This window comes from Paludibacillus litoralis (genome assembly GCF_037646705.1).
Lineage (GTDB): Bacteria > Pseudomonadota > Alphaproteobacteria > Rhodobacterales > Rhodobacteraceae > Pikeienuella > Pikeienuella litoralis.
In genome coordinates this window covers 99,676-117,303 of record NZ_JBBHER010000004.1, presented here as the reverse complement: position 1 = coordinate 117,303, position 17,628 = coordinate 99,676, and the positions used below count along the sequence as shown (strand labels likewise).

General features: G+C 67.5%; 19 protein-coding genes. 12 read left to right on the top strand and 7 right to left on the bottom strand.

Annotation, left to right across the window (positions count from 1 at the left end; all coding sequences use genetic code 11):
* The first annotated feature begins 65 nt into the window (after nt 1–65).
* Together mce and WG921_RS07420 are read left to right on the top strand one after the other, a co-directional pair.
* On the top strand, nt 66–470 hold the full coding sequence (gene mce, locus WG921_RS07425; RefSeq protein ID WP_340108584.1) for a methylmalonyl-CoA epimerase: 405 nt from the start codon (nt 66–68) through the stop codon (nt 468–470).
* Nucleotides 467–736 (top strand): DUF1467 family protein, encoded by a 270-nt coding sequence (locus WG921_RS07420; RefSeq protein WP_340108583.1) that lies wholly within the window; start codon nt 467–469, stop codon nt 734–736. Before mce ends, WG921_RS07420 begins: the two co-directional genes overlap by 4 nt.
* Before the next feature lie 17 nt (nt 737–753).
* Here the strand turns inward: WG921_RS07420 and WG921_RS07415 are convergent, their stop codons facing one another.
* From WG921_RS07415 to WG921_RS07390, 6 genes are read right to left on the bottom strand one after another with little or no spacing between them, the layout of a single operon-like run.
* Entirely contained in the window at nt 754–1,455 is a 702-nt protein-coding gene (locus tag WG921_RS07415; RefSeq protein WP_340108582.1) for an EI24 domain-containing protein, read from the bottom strand.
* A complete protein-coding gene (locus WG921_RS07410) occupies nt 1,455–2,033 on the bottom strand; it encodes a nitroreductase family protein (RefSeq protein ID WP_340108581.1) in 579 nt (192 codons plus the stop codon). The genes WG921_RS07415 and WG921_RS07410 overlap by 1 nt, the downstream gene beginning before the upstream one ends.
* 46 nt (nt 2,034–2,079) lie before the next feature.
* Nucleotides 2,080–2,469, bottom strand: coding sequence for a very short patch repair endonuclease (locus WG921_RS07405; RefSeq protein ID WP_340108580.1), 390 nt, complete (start codon nt 2,467–2,469; stop codon nt 2,080–2,082).
* A gap of 1 nt (nt 2,470) precedes the next feature.
* On the bottom strand, nt 2,471–3,175 hold the full coding sequence (locus tag WG921_RS07400; RefSeq protein ID WP_340108579.1) for a GNAT family N-acetyltransferase: 705 nt from the start codon (nt 3,173–3,175) through the stop codon (nt 2,471–2,473).
* Between the two features lie 31 nt (nt 3,176–3,206).
* Entirely contained in the window at nt 3,207–4,355 is a 1,149-nt protein-coding gene (locus WG921_RS07395) for a DUF1501 domain-containing protein (protein WP_340108578.1), read from the bottom strand.
* Between the two features lie 10 nt (nt 4,356–4,365).
* The gene (locus WG921_RS07390) at nt 4,366–5,727 is read right to left on the bottom strand and encodes a DUF1800 domain-containing protein (protein WP_340108577.1); all 1,362 of its coding nucleotides are present in this window, start codon (nt 5,725–5,727) and stop codon (nt 4,366–4,368) included.
* A 146-nt stretch (nt 5,728–5,873) separates the two neighbouring features.
* On the opposite strand from WG921_RS07390, the gene yajC reads away from it, so the two are divergent.
* The 10 genes from yajC (at nt 5,874) to der (ending at nt 16,925) form a co-directional block, all read left to right on the top strand.
* Complete coding sequence (yajC, locus tag WG921_RS07385; protein ID WP_340108576.1) at nt 5,874–6,206, top strand: preprotein translocase subunit YajC; 333 nt, start codon at nt 5,874–5,876, stop codon at nt 6,204–6,206.
* Between the two features lie 33 nt (nt 6,207–6,239).
* Nucleotides 6,240–7,922 carry a protein translocase subunit SecD gene (gene secD, locus WG921_RS07380; protein WP_340108575.1) on the top strand — a complete coding sequence of 561 codons (1,683 nt, stop codon included), beginning with the start codon at nt 6,240–6,242 and terminating at the stop codon, nt 7,920–7,922.
* 11 nt (nt 7,923–7,933) lie between these two features.
* On the top strand, nt 7,934–8,890 hold the full coding sequence (secF, locus tag WG921_RS07375; protein WP_340108574.1) for a protein translocase subunit SecF: 957 nt from the start codon (nt 7,934–7,936) through the stop codon (nt 8,888–8,890).
* Between the two features lie 4 nt (nt 8,891–8,894).
* Entirely contained in the window at nt 8,895–9,263 is a 369-nt protein-coding gene (locus WG921_RS07370) for an Mth938-like domain-containing protein (RefSeq protein WP_340108573.1), read from the top strand.
* Nucleotides 9,264–9,387: 124 nt separating this feature from the next.
* Nucleotides 9,388–9,999 (top strand): superoxide dismutase, encoded by a 612-nt coding sequence (locus WG921_RS07365; RefSeq protein ID WP_340108572.1) that lies wholly within the window; start codon nt 9,388–9,390, stop codon nt 9,997–9,999.
* A 223-nt stretch (nt 10,000–10,222) separates the two neighbouring features.
* On the top strand, nt 10,223–11,422 hold the full coding sequence (locus WG921_RS07360) for a LysM peptidoglycan-binding domain-containing protein (protein ID WP_340108571.1): 1,200 nt from the start codon (nt 10,223–10,225) through the stop codon (nt 11,420–11,422).
* Nucleotides 11,423–11,489: 67 nt separating this feature from the next.
* Nucleotides 11,490–13,304 (top strand): ABCB family ABC transporter ATP-binding protein/permease, encoded by a 1,815-nt coding sequence (locus WG921_RS07355; protein ID WP_340108570.1) that lies wholly within the window; start codon nt 11,490–11,492, stop codon nt 13,302–13,304.
* 193 nt (nt 13,305–13,497) lie between these two features.
* Entirely contained in the window at nt 13,498–14,160 is a 663-nt protein-coding gene (locus tag WG921_RS07350; RefSeq protein WP_340108569.1) for a tetratricopeptide repeat protein, read from the top strand.
* 28 nt (nt 14,161–14,188) lie between these two features.
* Nucleotides 14,189–15,505: an outer membrane protein assembly factor BamB family protein gene (locus WG921_RS07345; RefSeq protein WP_340108568.1), complete on the top strand. Its 1,317-nt coding sequence runs from the start codon at nt 14,189–14,191 to the stop codon at nt 15,503–15,505.
* Nucleotides 15,506–15,545: 40 nt separating this feature from the next.
* On the top strand, nt 15,546–16,925 hold the full coding sequence (gene der, locus WG921_RS07340; RefSeq protein WP_340108567.1) for a ribosome biogenesis GTPase Der: 1,380 nt from the start codon (nt 15,546–15,548) through the stop codon (nt 16,923–16,925).
* Nucleotides 16,926–16,934: 9 nt separating this feature from the next.
* On the opposite strand, the gene WG921_RS07335 is transcribed toward der, so the two are convergent.
* Complete coding sequence (locus WG921_RS07335) at nt 16,935–17,624, bottom strand: SDR family NAD(P)-dependent oxidoreductase (RefSeq protein ID WP_340108566.1); 690 nt, start codon at nt 17,622–17,624, stop codon at nt 16,935–16,937.
* Nucleotides 17,625–17,628 lie beyond the last annotated feature (4 nt).

Below are 17,628 nucleotides of genomic sequence, written 5' to 3'. Positions count from 1 at the left end.
GCTATCGCCGCCTTGACCCCGCCGGGGAGCTGTGGCGGAGTCGACCGGAAAGAGTGGAGATGCCGATGATCGGCCGTTTGAATCATGTGGCGATCGCGACGCCGGATCTGGCCGCGGCCGCGGCGCTGTATCGCGACACGCTCGGCGCGAAGGTGGGGCCGCCGCAGGATGAGCCCGATCATGGCGTCACCGTCGTGTTCATCGAGTTGCCGAACACCAAGATCGAGCTGCTGCATCCGCTGGGGGAGGGATCGCCCATCGCCGGGTTCCTGGAGAAGAACCCGGCCGGAGGCATCCACCATATCTGTTATGAGGTCGATGACATCATCGCCGCGCGCGACCGGCTGAAGGCGGCTGGCGCGCGCGTTCTCGGAACGGGAGAGCCGAAGATCGGCGCCCATGGAAAACCCGTCCTGTTTCTCCACCCGAAGGATTTTCAGGGCGCGTTGCTGGAACTGGAGCAGACATGAACATCACCTCGGCCCTCGTGCTTTACGCGCTGCTCTGGTTCATGGCGTTGTTCATGCTCTTGCCGCTGTTCATCCGAAGTCAGGAAGAGGCGGGAGAAGTGGCGCCCGGAACCTCGGCGGGCGCGCCCGAGAATCCGATGATGCTGAAGAAGATGCTCTGGGCCACGATCGCATCCGCGGTGGCGTGGCTGATCGTCTTTGGCGTCATCATGAGCGGGATCATCACGCTCGCCGATATTCAGGCGGTGTTCGGGCGGCCGACCTGACTTCGATGCGGGCGCGCTCAGCGCGCGCCGGCTCGCCCGGTCTTGCGATGGTAGAGATGGACGAACGCCGCGACGCCGACCAGCGGCGCGACGATGTTGAGGATCGGAACGGATAGCGGCGCCGCGAGCAAAGTCCCCGCGATCCAGATCGACGGCAGATGGCGGCGGCGGAGCGCTTTCGCCGCATCCTCGTCCATCCGCCGCATCGCGACCACTTCGAAATATTCCCGGCCAAGCAGGTAGCCGTTCACGATCCAGAAAATGAACGGCGCGAGCGCGGTGGAGAGAATATAGATGATCAGCGCCGCGAAATTGGCGGCGACGAGCACGAAGGCGAACTTCACGCCCTGCGCGATCACCTCTCCCAGCCCTTGCTTGCGGGGCGGCGGCAGGCCCGGATAGTGCCGGGCCTCGACGGCGTCCGCGATCTCGTCGAGAAACAGGCCGACGAAGACGGCGGCCACCGGAAACATCAGCATCATCGACAGGATCACGATCAGCCCGATCGACGCCGTGGCGGCGACCTCATCGGCGAAGGTGACTTCGAATCCGGTGAATGGGATGACGAAGTCGATCGATGGCAGGAAGCCGATGGCCCAGATCGCCAATGCGATCAGCGCCGCGAGCAACAGGAGCGTCAACCCGATCGATTTCAGCAGAATTCCGAGAAACCGCCGGTCGAAGATCTGCGCCAGCGCGAGCGAGATATCGTTGAGCATCAGCTCCCGATCCAGGAGGTGATCGCGGCGATGTCGGGGCGGGGGCGGTCGGCGGGCGTGATCGTCTCGCCGCCGATATGAATGAAACCCGCCACGGATTCATGCGGCGCGAGGCCGAGGTCGGTCTCCAGGAAAGGGCGGCACTCCGCGGCCGCGCCCGTCAGCCAGTTGGCGCCCCATCCCATGGCGAGCGCGGCGTTCAGCAGCGCGAGACACGCCCCGCCGGCGGAGAGGTGCTGCTCATGCTCAGGCACCTTCTTTGGCGGCCTGGGGGAGAAGACGACAACCACGATGGCGCCGCCATGCAAAAGCCGGCCCGCGTGTTTTTCAATATTGTCAGGCGTTTCTCCGTCAGTCCTCATATGGGATGCGAGGGCCTCGGAAAGGCGGGACCGCGCCTCGCCCCGAATGACGATGAAGCGGAACGGCTCCAGCTTGCCGTGATCCGGCGTCCGCGCCGCGGCCGTCAGCATCAGATTCAGGTCGGCGGTGGACGGCGCGGCGGAGGAGAGCGTCTTCGCCGGGCGGGAGCGGCGCGTGAGAAGAAAATCCAACGCGGCCTGATTCACTTCTGGCATGTCATTCCTTCGGTTCGGGCGAGGCTCATGTCATGCGAAGGCGCGGTCATGTCAAGAAGTCGAGGAGGCGCGCGCGAAGGGCGGCGTCCGCCTTGATCTCACACTCCCAGATCACCAGCGTCGTCCAGCCCTGCGCGGCGAGCGCGCTTTCGGCGGCGGCGTCCCGCGCCCGGTTGCGGACGATCTTGGCGCGCCAATAGGCGGCGTTCGTCTTCGGCTCCCGCGCGCCGCGCTTGCACTCATGGCCATGCCAGAAGCAGCCATGAACGAAGATCGCGCGTCGCCGGCCGATATAGGCGATGTCGGGCCGCCCGGGAAGATCCCGGCGCTGCAGCCGATAGCCGGGCTGGCCCAGATCGCGAAGGAGGGCGCGCACGGCGCGCTCCGGGCCCGTGTCCCGCGCCTTGACGCGGCGCATGACCTCGGAGCGGTCCATCTCAGCCGGTATTCACCAACAGCGGGCGCGTGAGAGCGGAGAGGGACTGGCGCTGCCGCCCGCCATCGTCGAAGTTTTCGGGCGCGAGCCAGGAGCTGAGCGCGGCGTCCAGCGCCGGCCATTCCTTGTCGATCGCAGCGTACCACGCAGTGTCGCGGTTGCGGCCCTTCACCACCATATGCTGGCGAAAGACGCCCTCGTATGACAGCCCTAGCCGCATCGCGAGCCGCCGCGACGGCGCGTTGAACGCGTTGCATTTCCACTCATACCGCCGGTAGCCGAGCTCGAACGCCCGGCGCATCATCAAATACATCGCCTCGGTTCCCGCGCGGGTGCGCCGAAGCGCGGGCGCATAGGCGATGTTGCCGACCTCGATCACGCCGGAGGGCGGGTCGATCCGGAGGTAGCTCGCGACCCCCTTCGGCTGGTCGTCCTCAGTGTCGATGATCGTGAAGAAGAGCGGATCATCCGCCGCCGCCGCCCCGCGCGCCCAGGAAAGATAGGCGGAAAGATCGGCGAACGGCCCGACATGCATGTAGTCCCACATCTCGTCCACGCCGCGATTTGCGGCGAAGAGCGCGGGGCCATGGCGGGCGGGGTCCAGCGGCTCGAGCCGGCACCATCGGCCGGTCATCGCCGTGCGCGGAGGAGGGGGCGGGGGCGTCCATCCGGCGACCGGGGCGCCAAGCAAGGGGTCAGTGGCCATAGGCGACGCTCGCGCACATGGGGGCGGGTCGTCAAGCGAGGAATTCCGGCCGCGCGCCCATCTCCAGCCCCGGGAAGACCTCCCTCTCCAGCGCCGCGCGCCCGACGCCGAAAAGCGCGCTGAGCGCCCAGGCGGGGTAGCGCCGGATATCGCCGGTCGGCATGAGATCCCGGCCCTTGTAGAGGGCGTCTTCCGCGACGCCGGGCCAATCGCCGTAAATCCGCCCGCCCCTGAGCGCGCCGCCCGCCAGGATCGCCGCGCCGCCGGTGCCGTGATCGGTGCCGCGATTGCCGTTTTCGCGGGCCGTGCGGCCGAACTCGGTCATCGCGACGACGAAGGTGCGGGCCCAGTGCGGGCCCAGACCGGCCTTGAGCGCGATCAGCGCCTCCGACAACTGGCTCAGCGGCCGGTTCAGCGCCGGGCGTTGCCGCGCGTGGGTGTCCCAGCCGCCAAGGGAGAAGGCGGCGATCCGCGCCTCCGCCGCCAGGCGGCGCGCGGCGTAGGCGGCGACGGCGCGGTCCGCTCCCGGCTCGTCGAGCGCGGACAGCGCCGTCGCCATCGCCGCGGCGCGGGCGAAGAGCGGATCGTCCGCGTAAAGGCGGGTGAGGAGGCCGCGCTCATCGTTTCGGAGCGCGAGCCGCTCTCCCGGGGCCCAGGCGCGAAAGGGCGCGTCGCCGCTGGTCAGGAGCATGGCCTCGCGACCAACGGCGAGCGCCTGCTCCTCGGCCGCGCCATCGATCCTCGCGACGGCGCGGTTGAGCCAGCCGTCGCGGGCGGCGCCGACCGTGGCGAGTCCCGCTTCGAGAATGTCCTGCCCGTCAAAATGGCTGCGCTTGTCGCGATATGGCGTGGAGACGGCGTGCGCGACCGCGAACTCTCCCGCCGCCCAGAGCGGGGCGAGCGCGGCGAGCCGGTCGTCCATCCCGAAACGGCCGTCGAGGTCGATCAGCCCGTCGCCGGGGCGCGCGCCGATGGTCGGGCGAAGGGCGGCCCAGTCGCGCTCGCCATAGGGCGGGAACACGCCGAGCCCATCCATGCCGCCCCGGAGGATGATCACCACCAGCCGATTCGCGCCCGGCGCCGATGCGAGCGCGAGACGCGTGGTCACCGGAAAGGCGGCGGCGGAGCAGCCGAGCGCAAGGCCGGATTTCAGAAAGGCGCGGCGATCGAATGCGGGCATGGGCGCCTCCTCACCGGCGATTGAAGTCGGGCGAAGCGAGGATGAGCGCGAGGCCCTCCCAGCGCTCGGCGGCGTTGGCGGCGACGAACCTGACCGCAGGCGAGGCGGCGTCGGAAAGAGCGAGATCGACAAAATCGCGCGGGTCCGTCCGCGCCGCCGCCGCGCGCGCCAGCCGCGAGGCCCAATCGATGCGGACGGTCAGCGCCTGCGGCGTGATCCAGCTTTCGGCGGTTTCCGGCCACCCTTGGGGGCCGGGCGGAAACAGCGGCGCCTGATTGAGCCTCCGGGCGGTCTGGACCATCGGCGAAGGCCCGTCCCCGGGGGCGCGGAGCCCCTCGATCTCGGCCGGGGTCGGATCCGTCGCCCGCAGCGACGAGACGATGAAATCGAAGGGCTGCTTCACCTTCTCGCCAAACCGGGCCCAGCTCTCGTCATGCTCCAGCAGGGCGCCGTAGACGGCGCGGAGATCTCCGCCGGACCGGCGGAACGCGGCGGCGAGATGATCGACCAGCGCCTCCGTGGGCGTATCGGCGACGAAGTGGACGGCGAGTTTGCGCGCGATGCGCCGGGCTGTCGCCGGGTGCGCGGCGAGAGCGTCAAGCGCGAGATAAATGTCCGTCAGGCGCGCCGCGCCGCCCCCGTATGAGACGCCGAGGACCGCCTCCGCGCCGGGCTCCGCGCGCCGGGGGCGGAACCTCATCGCGCCGGTTCGCCGGTCGAACGTGAGGCCGGTCAGGAGCTCGGCGAACTGCCTGACGTCGGTCTGGCTGTAATCCGCGGCGACGCCAAGCGTGTGAAGCTCGATGATTTCGCGGGCGAGGTTCTCGTTGAGCCCGCTCTTGCGGCTTCGCCCTGTGGGGGAGTTGGGGCCGACGGCGCTGTCCTGGTCGAGATAATGAAGCATCGCGGGATGCGTGACGGCGGCCCGCAAAAGCAGATTGAACGGGCCGGCGAGATAGGGGCGAATCGCCTCCGTCTCGAAGCGCCCGGCGAGCGTCTTGCCGAGAAGGTTCTTGCCGCCGAGGGCGAAGTGACCGCTCCAGAACCATGCCAGGCGCTCAAAAAATCCGTGCGGAGAAAGCACCGATGTCAGCACGCGTTCGCGGATATCCGTGAAGAACAGCGTGCGGATCTCTTTCTGGATCCGATCCATCTCGGGGCGATTGGCGTTGTTGCGGTTGGCGCGGCGGAGATCGTTGAAGCGGGCGAACGCGGCGACCCGCTCGGCGATGGGCGGGCCGGGCCGGGTCGGAAACGCGGCGCCCGGCGCCAGCGCCGCCAGGAGCGCGGCGGCGGAGTCCGGCCGCGCCTCTCCGGGGCGGAATCCGCACCCGAACCTGATCGCGGCGATCGTCTCGCGTGACGCCTTCATCCGGAACGTCCTTCTCTTTGCGCGCCCGGCGTCAACGCGCGGGCCTGGCGGGTCCGTCGTCCGAAAAACGGCGCGTTGGACACGGGTTGCATCGAGACCCGCCCCGGCTATAGTCCGCGCCGAATTCTGGACCCAGAGGATCATTCATGTTCGTGACACCCGCATATGCGCAGGGAGCCGTCGGCGGCGGTGGGGCTGATATGCTCACCTCCTTCGCACCCCTGATTCTGATCTTTGTCATCTTCTACTTTTTTCTCATTCGCCCACAGCAGAAAAAGGCCAAGCAACACAAGGCCATGGTTGCGGCGATCCGGCGCGGCGATCAGGTTCTGCTTCAGAGCGGCATGTACGGGAAAGTAACGAAGGTTAAGGAAGGCGGCGAAGATATCGAAGTCGAGATCGCGGACAATGTTCGTGTTCGGGTCTTGCGCTCGACGATCGGCAGCGTCATGTCGAAATCCGAACCGGCTGAAGGCTGAGGCCGCCTCTGGCGGCGCGACGGGGGGCGGACAGTGCTTTATTTCACGCTCTGGAAAAAGGCGCTGGTGATCGGCCTGTGTCTGATCGGCATCATCCTGGCGGCGCCCAACATCACCTATGACCGCGCCGACGGCGCTTCGCAGGCGCGGAAGGCGATCGCCAAGCTCGAGAAGGCCGGCGCGCCCATTCCGGCGGATCTGAAGGCCGAGGCGGAGCGCTGGCCGTCCTTCCTGCCGTCGAGCGTCGTCAACCTTGGGCTCGACCTCAGGGGCGGCGCGCATCTCCTCATCGAAGTCAGGATCGAGGATGTGATCGCGGAGCGGATGGAGTCCGTGCGCAGCGACGCGCGCGCCGCTCTGCGCGATGCGGGCGTCCGGCGCTATTCGCGTCTGACCGCGGCGGACGGGCGCGTATCCGTCCGGATCACCGACGCCGCGGATCTGCCGGCGGCGCGCGAAGCGCTCGCCGCCCTGGCGGAACCTGTCACGGATTCCATACTTGGCGTGTCGGCGCCGGATCTCGTGGTCGAGGACGCGGGGGATCAGACCCTCGCCGTGACGATGACCGACAGCGCGATCCAATCGTTGACCGACCGGACCATGGCGCAAAGTCTGGAGATCATCCGCCGCCGCGTGGATGAAGCCGGAACGCGCGAACCCTCGATCCAGCGGCAGGGCGAGCGGCGGATCCTGGTTCAGGTGCCGGGCGTCTCCTCCACCAATGAGATCAAGGATCTGATCGGCAAGACCGCCAAGCTCACCTTCCATCTCGTCGATGGGCCGACCCGCGATCTCAAACGCGCGCCGGGGCCGGGCAAGGCGGTGTACGAAGACGCCCAGAATCCGGGCTCGGGCTATATCGTCGAGCGGAGAGCGCTGGTCAGCGGCGACGAGCTGGAGGACGCCCAACCCGGGTTCGACTCGAGAACCGGCGAGCCGGTGGTGAATTTCCGCTTCAACAGCGCGGGCGCGCGCAGGTTTGGCCGCGCGACGTCGGAGAATGTCGGGCGCCCCTTCGCGGTGGTGCTGGACGGGCAGGTGATCACCGCTCCGGTGATCCGTGAGCCGATCCTCGGCGGATCCGGGCAGATCTCCGGATCTTTCACCGTCGAGGGCGCGCAACAGCTCGCGATCCTGCTGAGGGCCGGCGCGCTCCCCGCCTCGATCAGTTTCGAAGAGGAGCGGACCGTTGGACCCGGCCTCGGCGCGGACAGCATCGCGGCGGGCAAGATCGCCACGGTCGTCGCCTTCGTGGCGGTGCTGATCTTCATGGTGCTGAGCTATGGCCTGCTCGGAGTCTTCGCGAATCTGGCGCTGATCATCAATGTCGGGCTGATCATCGGGGTGCTCAGCCTCATCGGCGCGACCCTGACCTTGCCGGGAATCGCGGGGATCGTGCTGACCATCGGCATGGCGGTCGACGCCAACGTCCTGATCTTCGAGCGCATACGCGAGGAATTGCGAGGCGGCGCCAAGAGCGTCGCCCGCGCCATCGAGACAGGGTATGAACGCGCGTTCAGCGCCATCGTTGACGCCAACATCACGACATTCATCGCCGCCGTGGTTCTCTTCAGCGTGGGCTCCGGCCCCGTGCGGGGGTTCGCGGTGACGCTGGCGATCGGTATCGTCACTTCGGTGTTCACGGCGGTCATGGTGACCCGGCTGATCATGTCGGTGTGGTATGACTGGCGCCGGCCGAAGACGCTGACGGTCTGAAGGGAAAAGCGATGCGGCTGAAACTGGTTCGGGACGTCACGCATTTCGATTTCATGGGCGCCGGGCGATTCGCCATCGGCGGCTCGGCCATCGCGATGGTCGCCGCCGTGGTGGTCTTTCTGGTGATGGGGCTGAATTTCGGCGTCGATTTCAAAGGCGGCACCATCATCGAGCTGCGGACGCCTGAAGCCGCGGACCTCGGACAGATCCGCGGCGTCGTGGATGGGCTCGGGCTGGGAGATTTCTCGGTTCAGGAGTTCGGAAATCCGAACGAAGTCCTGATCCAGATGTCGTCGGAGGTCGAGGCGGAAGGCGCGAAAACCGCGGATGCGCTGGTTTTGGACGCGCTCAGCAAGGTGGTCTCGGGGATCGAAATTCGCCGTGTCGAATTTGTTGGGCCGAAAGTGTCCAACGAATTGATCGAAGCGGGGGTGCTGGCGGTGGTGCTGGCCCTGCTCGCGGTGCTCGTCTATGTCTGGCTTCGATATGAATGGCAGTTCGCCGTCGGCGCGGTGGCGTCGCTGTTTCACGACGTGATCCTGACGATCGGTCTTTTCGCGGCCATTCAACTCGAGTTCAATCTCTCCATCGTCGCGGCGCTTTTGACCATCGTCGGTTATTCCATCAACGACACCGTGGTGGTCTTCGACCGGGTGCGGGAGAATCTGCGTCGCTACAAGGTGATGCCGGTCAAGGATCTGCTGAATCTCTCGATCAACGAGATGCTGAGCCGGACCTTGATGACTTCCGTCACAACCCTGATCGCGCTGATCGCGCTCTACACGCTGGGCGGCGAGGTGATCCGCGGGTTCACGTTCGGAATGATCTGGGGGATCGTGATCGGGACATATTCGTCGATTTTCGTCGCCTCGATGCTGGTGATGATTCTGGGGGTGAAGCGGGACTGGTCGAAATCGGGCGAGGGCGGGAACGCCGGCGTCCAGTTCGGCTCATCCGAGACGCCCTGAGCCGATGCGGATCAGCGAGCTTTCATGGGACGGACCGCCGCCGATCGACAGTTACGGCGGCGGCGGGTTCAGGGTGTCGGGCGTGTTTCGGGCCGGCGGTCTGCTGCTGACGCCGGGCGGGATGGCGGGATGGCCGGCCGCCGCGCCATTCTCGCCCGAGGACTTCGCCCCGGTGATCGCGGAGGCGGCGGAGACGGACGTGCTTCTGGTCGGGATGGGGCGCGAGATCGCGCCGCTGCCAGCGCCGGTCCGGCTCGCGCTCGAGGCCGCGGGGATCGGCGCCGAGGTGATGGCCACCGGCGCGGCGTGCCGCACATACAACGTCCTCCTTTCGGAAGGTCGCCGGGTTGCGGCGGCGCTGGTCGCGGTTTGAACCTGGCGCGTAACTTGACGCGTCAGGATTAATTCTTTTCCAGCGCGGCGGGGCGGGGGATGGCTCTCCGCGCAAAGAGTCTTATATCTCTCTCGGTCGAAACTGTTTGAGAGAGGGCTTATCCATGGCATTCGAACTTCCCGATCTTCCCTATCCTCACGACGCGCTCGCCGCTGGCGGCATGTCGAAGGAGACGTTGGAATATCATCACGACCTCCACCACAAGGCCTATGCGGACAACACCGCGAAGGCGGTTTCCGGTTCCGACCATGAGGGAAAGAGCCTGGAGGAGATCGTGAAGGCGACCTATCAGAAGGGCGCCGTGGCGCAGTCGGGGCTGTTCAACAACGCGTCGCAGCTGTGGAACCACAATCAGTTCTGGACGATGATGGGGCCAAAGGGCCGCTCGATGCCGTCCGAATTGGAGAAGCGGCTCAAGGATGCGTTCGGCTCCGTCGATGAATTCAAGAAGGAATTCGCCGCGGCCGGCGGCGCGCAGTTCGGCTCCGGCTGGTGCTGGCTGGTGAAGGACGGCGACGCGCTGAAGGTGACGAAGACCGAAAACGGCGTGAACCCGCTCTGCTTCGGTCAGACCGCGCTTCTGGGCTGCGATGTCTGGGAGCATTCCTATTATCTCGATTTCCGGAACAAGCGCCCAGCGTATCTCTCCAACTTCCTCGACAATCTCGTCAATTGGGAGAATGTCGCGGAACGGCTCGAGAAAGCCGGCGGCTAAACAATGTAAAAGGTCCCGCCAGCGACAGCCGGCGGGACCTTTCCAGCCTCAGCGCGCGCGGCGGCTCTCGTTCGCGCGCGACATAGCAAACGCAGATCATGCTTTTTCGTCACATTGCTCGCGTTTTCGATCGCTAGAACAAGGACCTGTCTGATAGCCCGCGCTCGACAGCGCCGGGCTTTTCAGGTCATGAAGGACGAACGGAAATTCGGGAGAGTGCGAGATGGCGAACCGCGTCAGGCCGGGGAAGGGCGTGATCCTCGCTGTCGTGGCGTTGTTCGCGGCGTTTGTCGCCTGGTCCATGCTGAAAGACGATCCGACGCTGACGCCAACGTCGGCGCCGGCGCCGGCGCCGGCGGCGACGAAGGGCGGCGCGGGATCGGCCGCCGTCGCGGGCCGGGCCGAGGCTCCGACGCCGGATGCCGGGGGGGGAACGGAGCGCGCGGCCGAAAGCGCGCCGGCCGCCGATCCGAGCGAGGGCGCCGATCCGGATGACGGTCAGGCGGCGAAAGACGACCTCCCGGCGCCGGAGACCGAGACCGCCGCGCGCCAGGCCGAGGCGCAGGACCCGGCGGCGCCTGAGCTGGATATCGTGCGTATCGAACCGGATGGGGCCGGGCTGGTGGCGGGGCGCGCGCGGCCCGGCGAAGAGATCGAGATCGTCGTCGGCGACATGGTGGCGGGCCGCGCTGAGGCGGGCGCCGACGGCGGCTTCGTCGCGCTGATCCAGACCGCGCCCGACAGCTCCACCAAACGCGTGATCGCGCGCCGCGCCCCGGCGGCGGCGGATGAAGACCTGGCCGCGCGCGCGGCCGGGCCGGATGCGCCTCCCGAGCCCATGGTCGAGGCGGGCGCGTCGGCGCCCGTCTACATCATCGGCGCGGCGGAGCCGGACGCCGCTCCGCTGGTGGTTCAGCCGGGCGCGGAGGGGCTTCGGCTCCTGCAAGGGCCGCCGCGCGGCGCGGCGGACGAAGTGACCCTCGAGACGATCACCTATGATGAGGCGGGCGGCGTTGTTCTCTCCGGCCGGGCGCCGGAGGGCGCGGCGGTCCGCGTCTATCTCGATGACAGGTCGATGGGCGTCGCGGAGGCTACGCGTGACGGCGGCTGGACCTTCCGGCCGGAGGCGGATGTCGCGCCGGGGACCTACACGCTCCGGCTCGACGAGGTCGACGGCGCCGGCCGGGTGGCGAGCCGGATCGAGACCCCGTTCCGACGCGAGGCGATCGTCGCGGGGGAGACGCCGCCGAACGCGATGATCGTGCAGCGCGGCGACAGCCTCTGGCGGATCGCCGAGACGGTCTATGGCGAGGGCCTGCGCTATACGTTGATCTATGGCGCGAACGACGATGCGATCCGCGATCCCGATCTCATCTATCCCGGCCAGATATTCACCATTCCGGACGCTCCGAAGGCGGAATGAGCCGCCACCCCATGGCGTCGGCAGGCGCCGCGGGCTAGATAAGAGGCTTCCGGACGAAAGAAACCCGATGCTGAACTCGAACAACCGCACCCGCGGCGGTGTGGAATGGAATGTGGTGCGCCGGGTCGCGCCCTATCTCTGGCCGAAAGACGACGCGGGCGCGCGGCGGCGGGTCGTGGCGTCGATCATCGCGCTCTTCATCGCCAAGATCGCGACCGTGCTGACGCCGGCCTTCTACATGTATGCGGTCGACGGGCTGGCGAAAGACGCGCCGCCCGCGACGGTCTGGATGATGACGCCGGTCGCGCTGGTCATCGTCTACGGTCTGACGCGGATCTCGGCGGTCGGCTTCGCGCAGTTTCGCGACGGGGTGTTCGCCAAGGTGGCGCAGAAAGGTCTGCGCCGTCTGGCGCTGACGACGTTCCAGCATGTGCATTCGTTGTCGCTTCGCTATCACATCACGCGCAAGACCGGCGGGTTGAGCCGGATCATCGAGCGGGGCGTCAAGGGGGTCGAGTTTCTTCTCCGCTTCATGCTGTTTTCGATCGGGCCGCTGATTCTCGAACTGATCATGGTCGCGACGATCTTCTTCTTCGCTTTCTCCGGCTGGTATTTTCTCGTCATCGTCGTGACCATCGCGATTTATGTGTGGTTCACGTTCGCGGTGACGGAGATGCGGGTGAGGATCCGCACCCGGATGAACGACAGCGATACGGACGCGAACCAGAAGGCGGTCGACAGTCTGCTCAACTTCGAGACGGTGAAATACTTCACCGCCGAAGCGCGCGAGGCCGAGCGCTATGACGTGTCCATGGAGCAATACGAGGATGCGGCGGTGCTGACGTCGGTCTCTCTCGCATGGCTCAATTTCGGACAGGCGGTGATCATCAATGTCGGCCTGATAATCGTCATGGCGATGGCGGCGGTCGGCGTCTCGAACGGGTCGATGACCGTGGGCCAGTTCGTCGCGGTGAACGCCTACATGATGCAGCTGACCATGCCGCTCAATTTCCTCGGAACCGTTTATCGGGAGATCCGCCAGAGCCTCGTAGACATGCGGGAGATGTTCACGCTTCTCGATCACCCGGCGGAGGTCGTGGATCGGCCTGGCGCGCCGGATCTGAAGGTCGGCGCGGGCGAAGTGAGGTTCAGGAACGTCTGCTTCACCTATGAGCGGGAGCGCCCGATCCTGAAAGACGTCGACTTCACGGTGCCGGGTGGGAAAACTCTCGCCATCGTCGGGCCGTCCGGCTCCGGAAAGTCGACGATCTCACGGCTTCTTTTCCGGTTCTACGATGTGGAATCCGGCGCGGTGTTGATCGATGGGCAGGATGTGCGGGAGATCACGCAGACCTCCCTCCGGCGCGCCATCGGCGTGGTCCCGCAGGATACCGTTCTGTTCAATGACACCATCCGCTACAACATCGCCTATGGCCGCCACGGGGCGAGCGACGCCGAAATCGAGGACGCCGCGCGCTCGGCGCAGATTCACGATTTCATTCAGAGCCTTCCCGACGGGTACGACACCATGGTGGGCGAGCGCGGCTTGAAGCTTTCGGGCGGTGAGAAGCAGCGGGTCGCGATCGCGCGGACAATCCTGAAGAATCCGCCGATTCTGATCCTGGACGAGGCGACATCCGCGCTGGACACCGGGACGGAGCAGGAGATTCAGGAAAGTCTGAAGCGGCTCGGCGCGGACCGCACGGTCCTGATGATCGCGCACAGACTGTCGACGGTCGTCGATGCGGACGAGATCATGGTGCTGAACGCGGGGCGGATCGTCGAACGCGGCTCTCACGCGCAACTGATCGCGCATCAGGGGGAGTACGCGGCGATGTGGCGGCGCCAGGAATCCGAACGCGGCAAGGATGAAGCGGCGTGATCCCGCCGGCTCCCTATCGGGCGCATGGGCCCGCGTCAGGCCTTCCGCCGGCGGGGCGGCGGCGCGGTTGCGCATGCGCGGCGCCATCGCGGCGCGGATATCGGCCGATGGATTTCGGGTCTAGGATTTCCCCGGCGCGTTTTGTAACCTCTGTCGCCCGCGACAAGGTCCGCGCGGGGTGGCGGAGGCGCGCGTGAGCAATCCTGATTCATTTATCAACGAGGTCACCGAAGAGGTCCGGCGCGACCGGATGTTCGCGCTCTGGCGGCGCTGGGGGCCCTATGTGATCGGCGGCATCGTCGTGATCGTGGCGCTCGCCGGGGCCAAGGCCTGGATGGACGCGAGGACCGCGGCTGAAGCGCGCCAGGCCGGGGCGGCGATGATCGCGGCGGCGGAGGTGGCGCCGACCGAGGCCGCCGAAGCGCTGACCACATTGGCGGAACAGACCGGTAACAAGGGCGCATCGGCCTTGGCGCGGCTGCGCGCCGCCGGCGTGTTCGCCGAGGAAGGCCGGAGAGCGGAGGCGGTCGCAGCCTATCAGGCGGTCGCGGAGAATGACGCTGTGGACAGGCCGTTGAGGGAATTCGCGGCGTTCCGGGCCGTCATGACGCAGGCGCCGGACCTGACGCCGTCGGCGCTGGCGGAGGCGCTGAAGCCGATCGCGGAGGGGAACGGCGCGTTCCGTTTGCTGGCGCTGGAGGCGCAGGCCGGCGCGCTACTCGAGGCGGGCGACGTGGCGGCGGCGACGGAGACGCTGCGAAGGGTTGTGGCGGACGACGCGACCCCTCAAGGGCTGCGTCAGAGGGCCGAGGCGGTTCTGGCTGCGATCGGCGCTCCCGTGGACGCCACCGGCTGACCGTGAAAGCAAGAAGGATTCCGAAATCATGACCGTCTTGACGCGCGCCGGCCTTGTCGCCGGGATTCTCGTGCTGGCGCTTTCCGGCTGCAGCGTCTTCGAAGAAGACGAGGAGCGGCTGCCGGGCGATCGGATTCCGGTGCGCGCGGTGGAGGGGGAGCAGATGACGGCGCCCGACGTCGCGGCCCAGCTTTCCGCCATCGGGCCCGCGACGACAAACGCGGAATGGACTCAGGTCAACGGCTCGCCGACCCATGCGATGGGGCATCTGGCGGGGCCGGCGTCGCTCAAGGTCGCCTGGCGCGCGGATATCGGCAGCGGCGGCGAGCGGCTGACCGGAACGCCGGTGGTCGCGGAGGGACGGGTGTTCACCCTCGACTCGTCCGCCACCGTCAGCGCGTTCGGGGCCAGCGGCGGCGCGGCGCAGTGGCGGCGCGACCTTTCGCCGGAGGACGAGAGCGGCGACGACGGTTTCGGCGGCGGGCTCGCCTATGAGGCGGGGCGGCTCTTCGTCACCACGGGATTTGGCCAGGTCGTCGCGCTCGACGCGGCGAGTGGAGAAGAGATCTGGCGGCAGAAGCTCCCGGCGCCCGTGCGCGCCGCGCCGGCGGTGGCGAACGGCGTCGTCGTCGTCGTCGCGCGCGACAACACCGCGCTCGCCTTCTCCGCCGAAGACGGCGGGGTCCGCTGGCGCGCGGCTGGCGCGAGTTCGGCGGCGGGGATCTATGGGGGGGCGAGCCCGGCCATATCTCCGGGTGGCGTGGCGATCCTTCCTTTTGGCTCAGGGGAGTTGATCGCGGTCAGGGCGGGGAGCGGCCAGCGGCTCTGGTCCGATGTCCTCAGCGGCGGCCGGCGCGGGCTTGCGCGCTCGGTCATCAGCGATATCTCGTCGGATCCGGTGATCATCGGCGTCGCCGTGATCGCCGGCAATCAGAGCGGCCGCCTCGCGGCGATCGACGGGCGGAACGGGCGGCGCGGCTGGACGCGGGATTTCGGCGCCCGCGGGCCGGTCTGGGCCGAGGGGCAGACGATTTTCCTCATCAGCGACAATGCGGAGCTGAAACGGCTCTCGGCGCTGGACGGCTCCACGATGTGGTCGACCCCGCTTCCCGAATACCGGGATCCGGAGGATCGTGAAGGCGCGATCGGCTACGGCGGACCGGTGCTGGCCGGCGGCCGGCTGATCCTGACGAGCACCGAGGGCGAAGTGCTTTCCTTTGACCCGATGACCGGCGCGGCGAAGGGCGCGGTGTCGATCTCCGGCCTCGCCGGCCTGGGGCCGGTGGTCGCGGGAGGGACGGTTTACGTGCTGTCCCAGTCGGGAGAGTTGGTGGCGTTGCGTTGAGGACGCTTGTCGCCGGCGTCCGGCCGGCGTAATGGGCGCCATGGCTTACACGATCGCACTCATCGGCCGACCGAATGTCGGCAAATCGACGCTCTTCAACCGGCTGGTTGGGCGGCGCATCGCGTTGGTCGACGATCAGCCCGGCGTCACCCGCGACCTTCGCGAGGGCGATGGCCGGATCGGCGACCTCAAGTTCCGGGTGATCGACACCGCGGGCCTGGAGGCTGTCGCGGATCAGAGCCTGCCGGGCAGGATGCGAAAGCTGACCGAGCGCGCGGTCGAGATGGCCGATTGCTGCCTTTTCATGATCGATGTGCGCGCCGGAGTGCTGCCGGCGGACCTTGAGGTGGCGGAGATCCTGCGCCGGACGGGCGTGGACGTGATCCTGATCTGCAACAAGGCGGAAGGGCGGGTCGCCGACGCGGCGCATGAGGCGTGGTCGCTCGGCTTCGGCGAGCCAGTGCCCGTCTCGGCCGAGCATGGCGAAGGAATGCAGGAGATATACGCGAAGCTTCAGGCGCGGGTCGACGCGTTCGAAGCGGCGTTGGCGGCGGTGGATGAGCCGCCTTCGGACCCGGCGGACGCGGCGGATCGCCCGCTCCAGATCGCGGTCGTCGGGCGGCCGAACGCCGGCAAATCGACGCTCGTCAACGCGATCCTCGGAGAGGATCGTCTTCTGGTCGGGCCGGAAGCGGGCATCACCCGGGATTCGATCGGGCTGGAGACGGAATGGGGCGATCGAAAATTTCGAATCTTCGACACCGCCGGCCTCCGGAAACGGGCCAGGGTCGATGAGAAGCTCGAAAAGCTCTCGGCCTCCGACGCGGTCAGGGCGGTGAAGTTCGCCGAAGTCGTCGTTCTTCTGATGGACGCCGCGAGCGCCTTCGAGACCCAGGATCTGCGGATCGCCGATCTGGCCGAGCGCGAGGGCCGGGCGGTGGTGTTCGCGGTCAACAAGTGGGATCTGGAGGAAAATCGGGGCGCGCGATTGGCGGAGCTGAAAGAGATGCGCGAGCGGCTCTTGCCGCAACTCTCGGGCGCGCCTCTGGTCACGGTTTCCGCATTGACCGGGCGCGGCCTGGATCGGCTGCGCGCCGCTGTGCTGGAGATGCATGCGAACTGGAATTTGCGCGTGCCGACGGCGAAGCTGAACCAATGGCTGGCGGCCCGGGTCGCGGCGCATCCGCCTCCGGCGCCTTCGGGGCGGCGGATCAAGCTCAAGTACATGACTCAGATCAAGGCGCGCCCGCCAAGCTTCATCGTGTCCTGCTCCAAGCCCGAGGATCTGCCCGAAAGCTATTCCCGTTTTCTGATCAACGGGCTACGCCAGACGTTCGGCATGAAGGGCGTGCCGATCCGCCTGAATATGCGCAAGAGCGAGAATCCGTACGCGGACAAGAAAAAGCCCCGGGGCCACTGACCAGCCCTTTCAGAGCGCCACGGTCTCGCCCGGCTCGACATCCGCCGACGCGATCCTGTCGACGAGACGCGCCGCCACATCGGCGCAGGCCGAGAGCGTCATGGGGTCCTCCCCCGGCCGCGAGCGCGCGCGAATGGCGGTCGGCATGGGGGGCGGGGCGGCGAGCCAGATCCGCGGCCCATGCCGCGCCTGCTCTTTGGCCCAGGACATGACCAGCGCGCGCGCCGCGGCTTTGACCGCGCCATAGGCGCCGTTGAAGCGCGCGCCTTCGGCGTCCGGATCGACGAGGAACACCGCCTGCGGGGTCTTTGCGCGTTTCAGCAACGGGTCGACGACGCGGATCAACCGCTGGACGGCGCGGAAATTGGCCGCGATCACCTTGTCCAGTTCGGCGGCGGCGATGTGCTCCGCCGGGGCCATCGGCGCGGCTTCGGCGGCGGCGTGAACGACGAGATCGAGCCGTCCCCAACGCTCGTAAAGCGCGGCGCCGAGCCGCTCCAGTCCGGGGTCGTCATTCAGGTCGAGCGGGACGAGGGTTGCCTCGCCGCCGGCTTTCTTGATCGCGTCGTCGAGATCTTCAAGCCCGCCGACGGTGCGGCCGACCGCGACGATATGGGCGCCGCGGCGGGCGAGCGATAGTGCGGCGGCGTAGCCGAGCCCACGCGTGGCGCCGGTCACAAGGCAAATCGAGTTGTTCATATCT

What these genes read in the sequence shown, in the direction of transcription:
- WG921_RS07335 (WP_340108566.1), bottom strand. Translation starts at nt 17,624, where the DNA reads ATGAACAACTCGATTTGCCTTGTGACCGGCGCCACGCGTGGGCTCGGC.
- WG921_RS07370 (WP_340108573.1), top strand. Translation starts at nt 8,895, where the DNA reads ATGCGGATCAGCGAGCTTTCATGGGACGGACCGCCGCCGATCGACAGT.
- der (WP_340108567.1), top strand. Translation starts at nt 15,546, where the DNA reads ATGGCTTACACGATCGCACTCATCGGCCGACCGAATGTCGGCAAATCG.
- WG921_RS07395 (WP_340108578.1), bottom strand. Translation starts at nt 4,355, where the DNA reads ATGCCCGCATTCGATCGCCGCGCCTTTCTGAAATCCGGCCTTGCGCTC.
- WG921_RS07405 (WP_340108580.1), bottom strand. Translation starts at nt 2,469, where the DNA reads ATGGACCGCTCCGAGGTCATGCGCCGCGTCAAGGCGCGGGACACGGGC.
- WG921_RS07400 (WP_340108579.1), bottom strand. Translation starts at nt 3,175, where the DNA reads ATGGCCACTGACCCCTTGCTTGGCGCCCCGGTCGCCGGATGGACGCCC.
- WG921_RS07410 (WP_340108581.1), bottom strand. Translation starts at nt 2,033, where the DNA reads ATGCCAGAAGTGAATCAGGCCGCGTTGGATTTTCTTCTCACGCGCCGC.
- WG921_RS07365 (WP_340108572.1), top strand. Translation starts at nt 9,388, where the DNA reads ATGGCATTCGAACTTCCCGATCTTCCCTATCCTCACGACGCGCTCGCC.
- secF (WP_340108574.1), top strand. Translation starts at nt 7,934, where the DNA reads ATGCGGCTGAAACTGGTTCGGGACGTCACGCATTTCGATTTCATGGGC.
- WG921_RS07345 (WP_340108568.1), top strand. Translation starts at nt 14,189, where the DNA reads ATGACCGTCTTGACGCGCGCCGGCCTTGTCGCCGGGATTCTCGTGCTG.
- WG921_RS07355 (WP_340108570.1), top strand. Translation starts at nt 11,490, where the DNA reads ATGCTGAACTCGAACAACCGCACCCGCGGCGGTGTGGAATGGAATGTG.
- WG921_RS07390 (WP_340108577.1), bottom strand. Translation starts at nt 5,727, where the DNA reads ATGAAGGCGTCACGCGAGACGATCGCCGCGATCAGGTTCGGGTGCGGA.
- mce (WP_340108584.1), top strand. Translation starts at nt 66, where the DNA reads ATGATCGGCCGTTTGAATCATGTGGCGATCGCGACGCCGGATCTGGCC.
- yajC (WP_340108576.1), top strand. Translation starts at nt 5,874, where the DNA reads ATGTTCGTGACACCCGCATATGCGCAGGGAGCCGTCGGCGGCGGTGGG.
- WG921_RS07360 (WP_340108571.1), top strand. Translation starts at nt 10,223, where the DNA reads ATGGCGAACCGCGTCAGGCCGGGGAAGGGCGTGATCCTCGCTGTCGTG.
- WG921_RS07420 (WP_340108583.1), top strand. Translation starts at nt 467, where the DNA reads ATGAACATCACCTCGGCCCTCGTGCTTTACGCGCTGCTCTGGTTCATG.
- WG921_RS07415 (WP_340108582.1), bottom strand. Translation starts at nt 1,455, where the DNA reads ATGCTCAACGATATCTCGCTCGCGCTGGCGCAGATCTTCGACCGGCGG.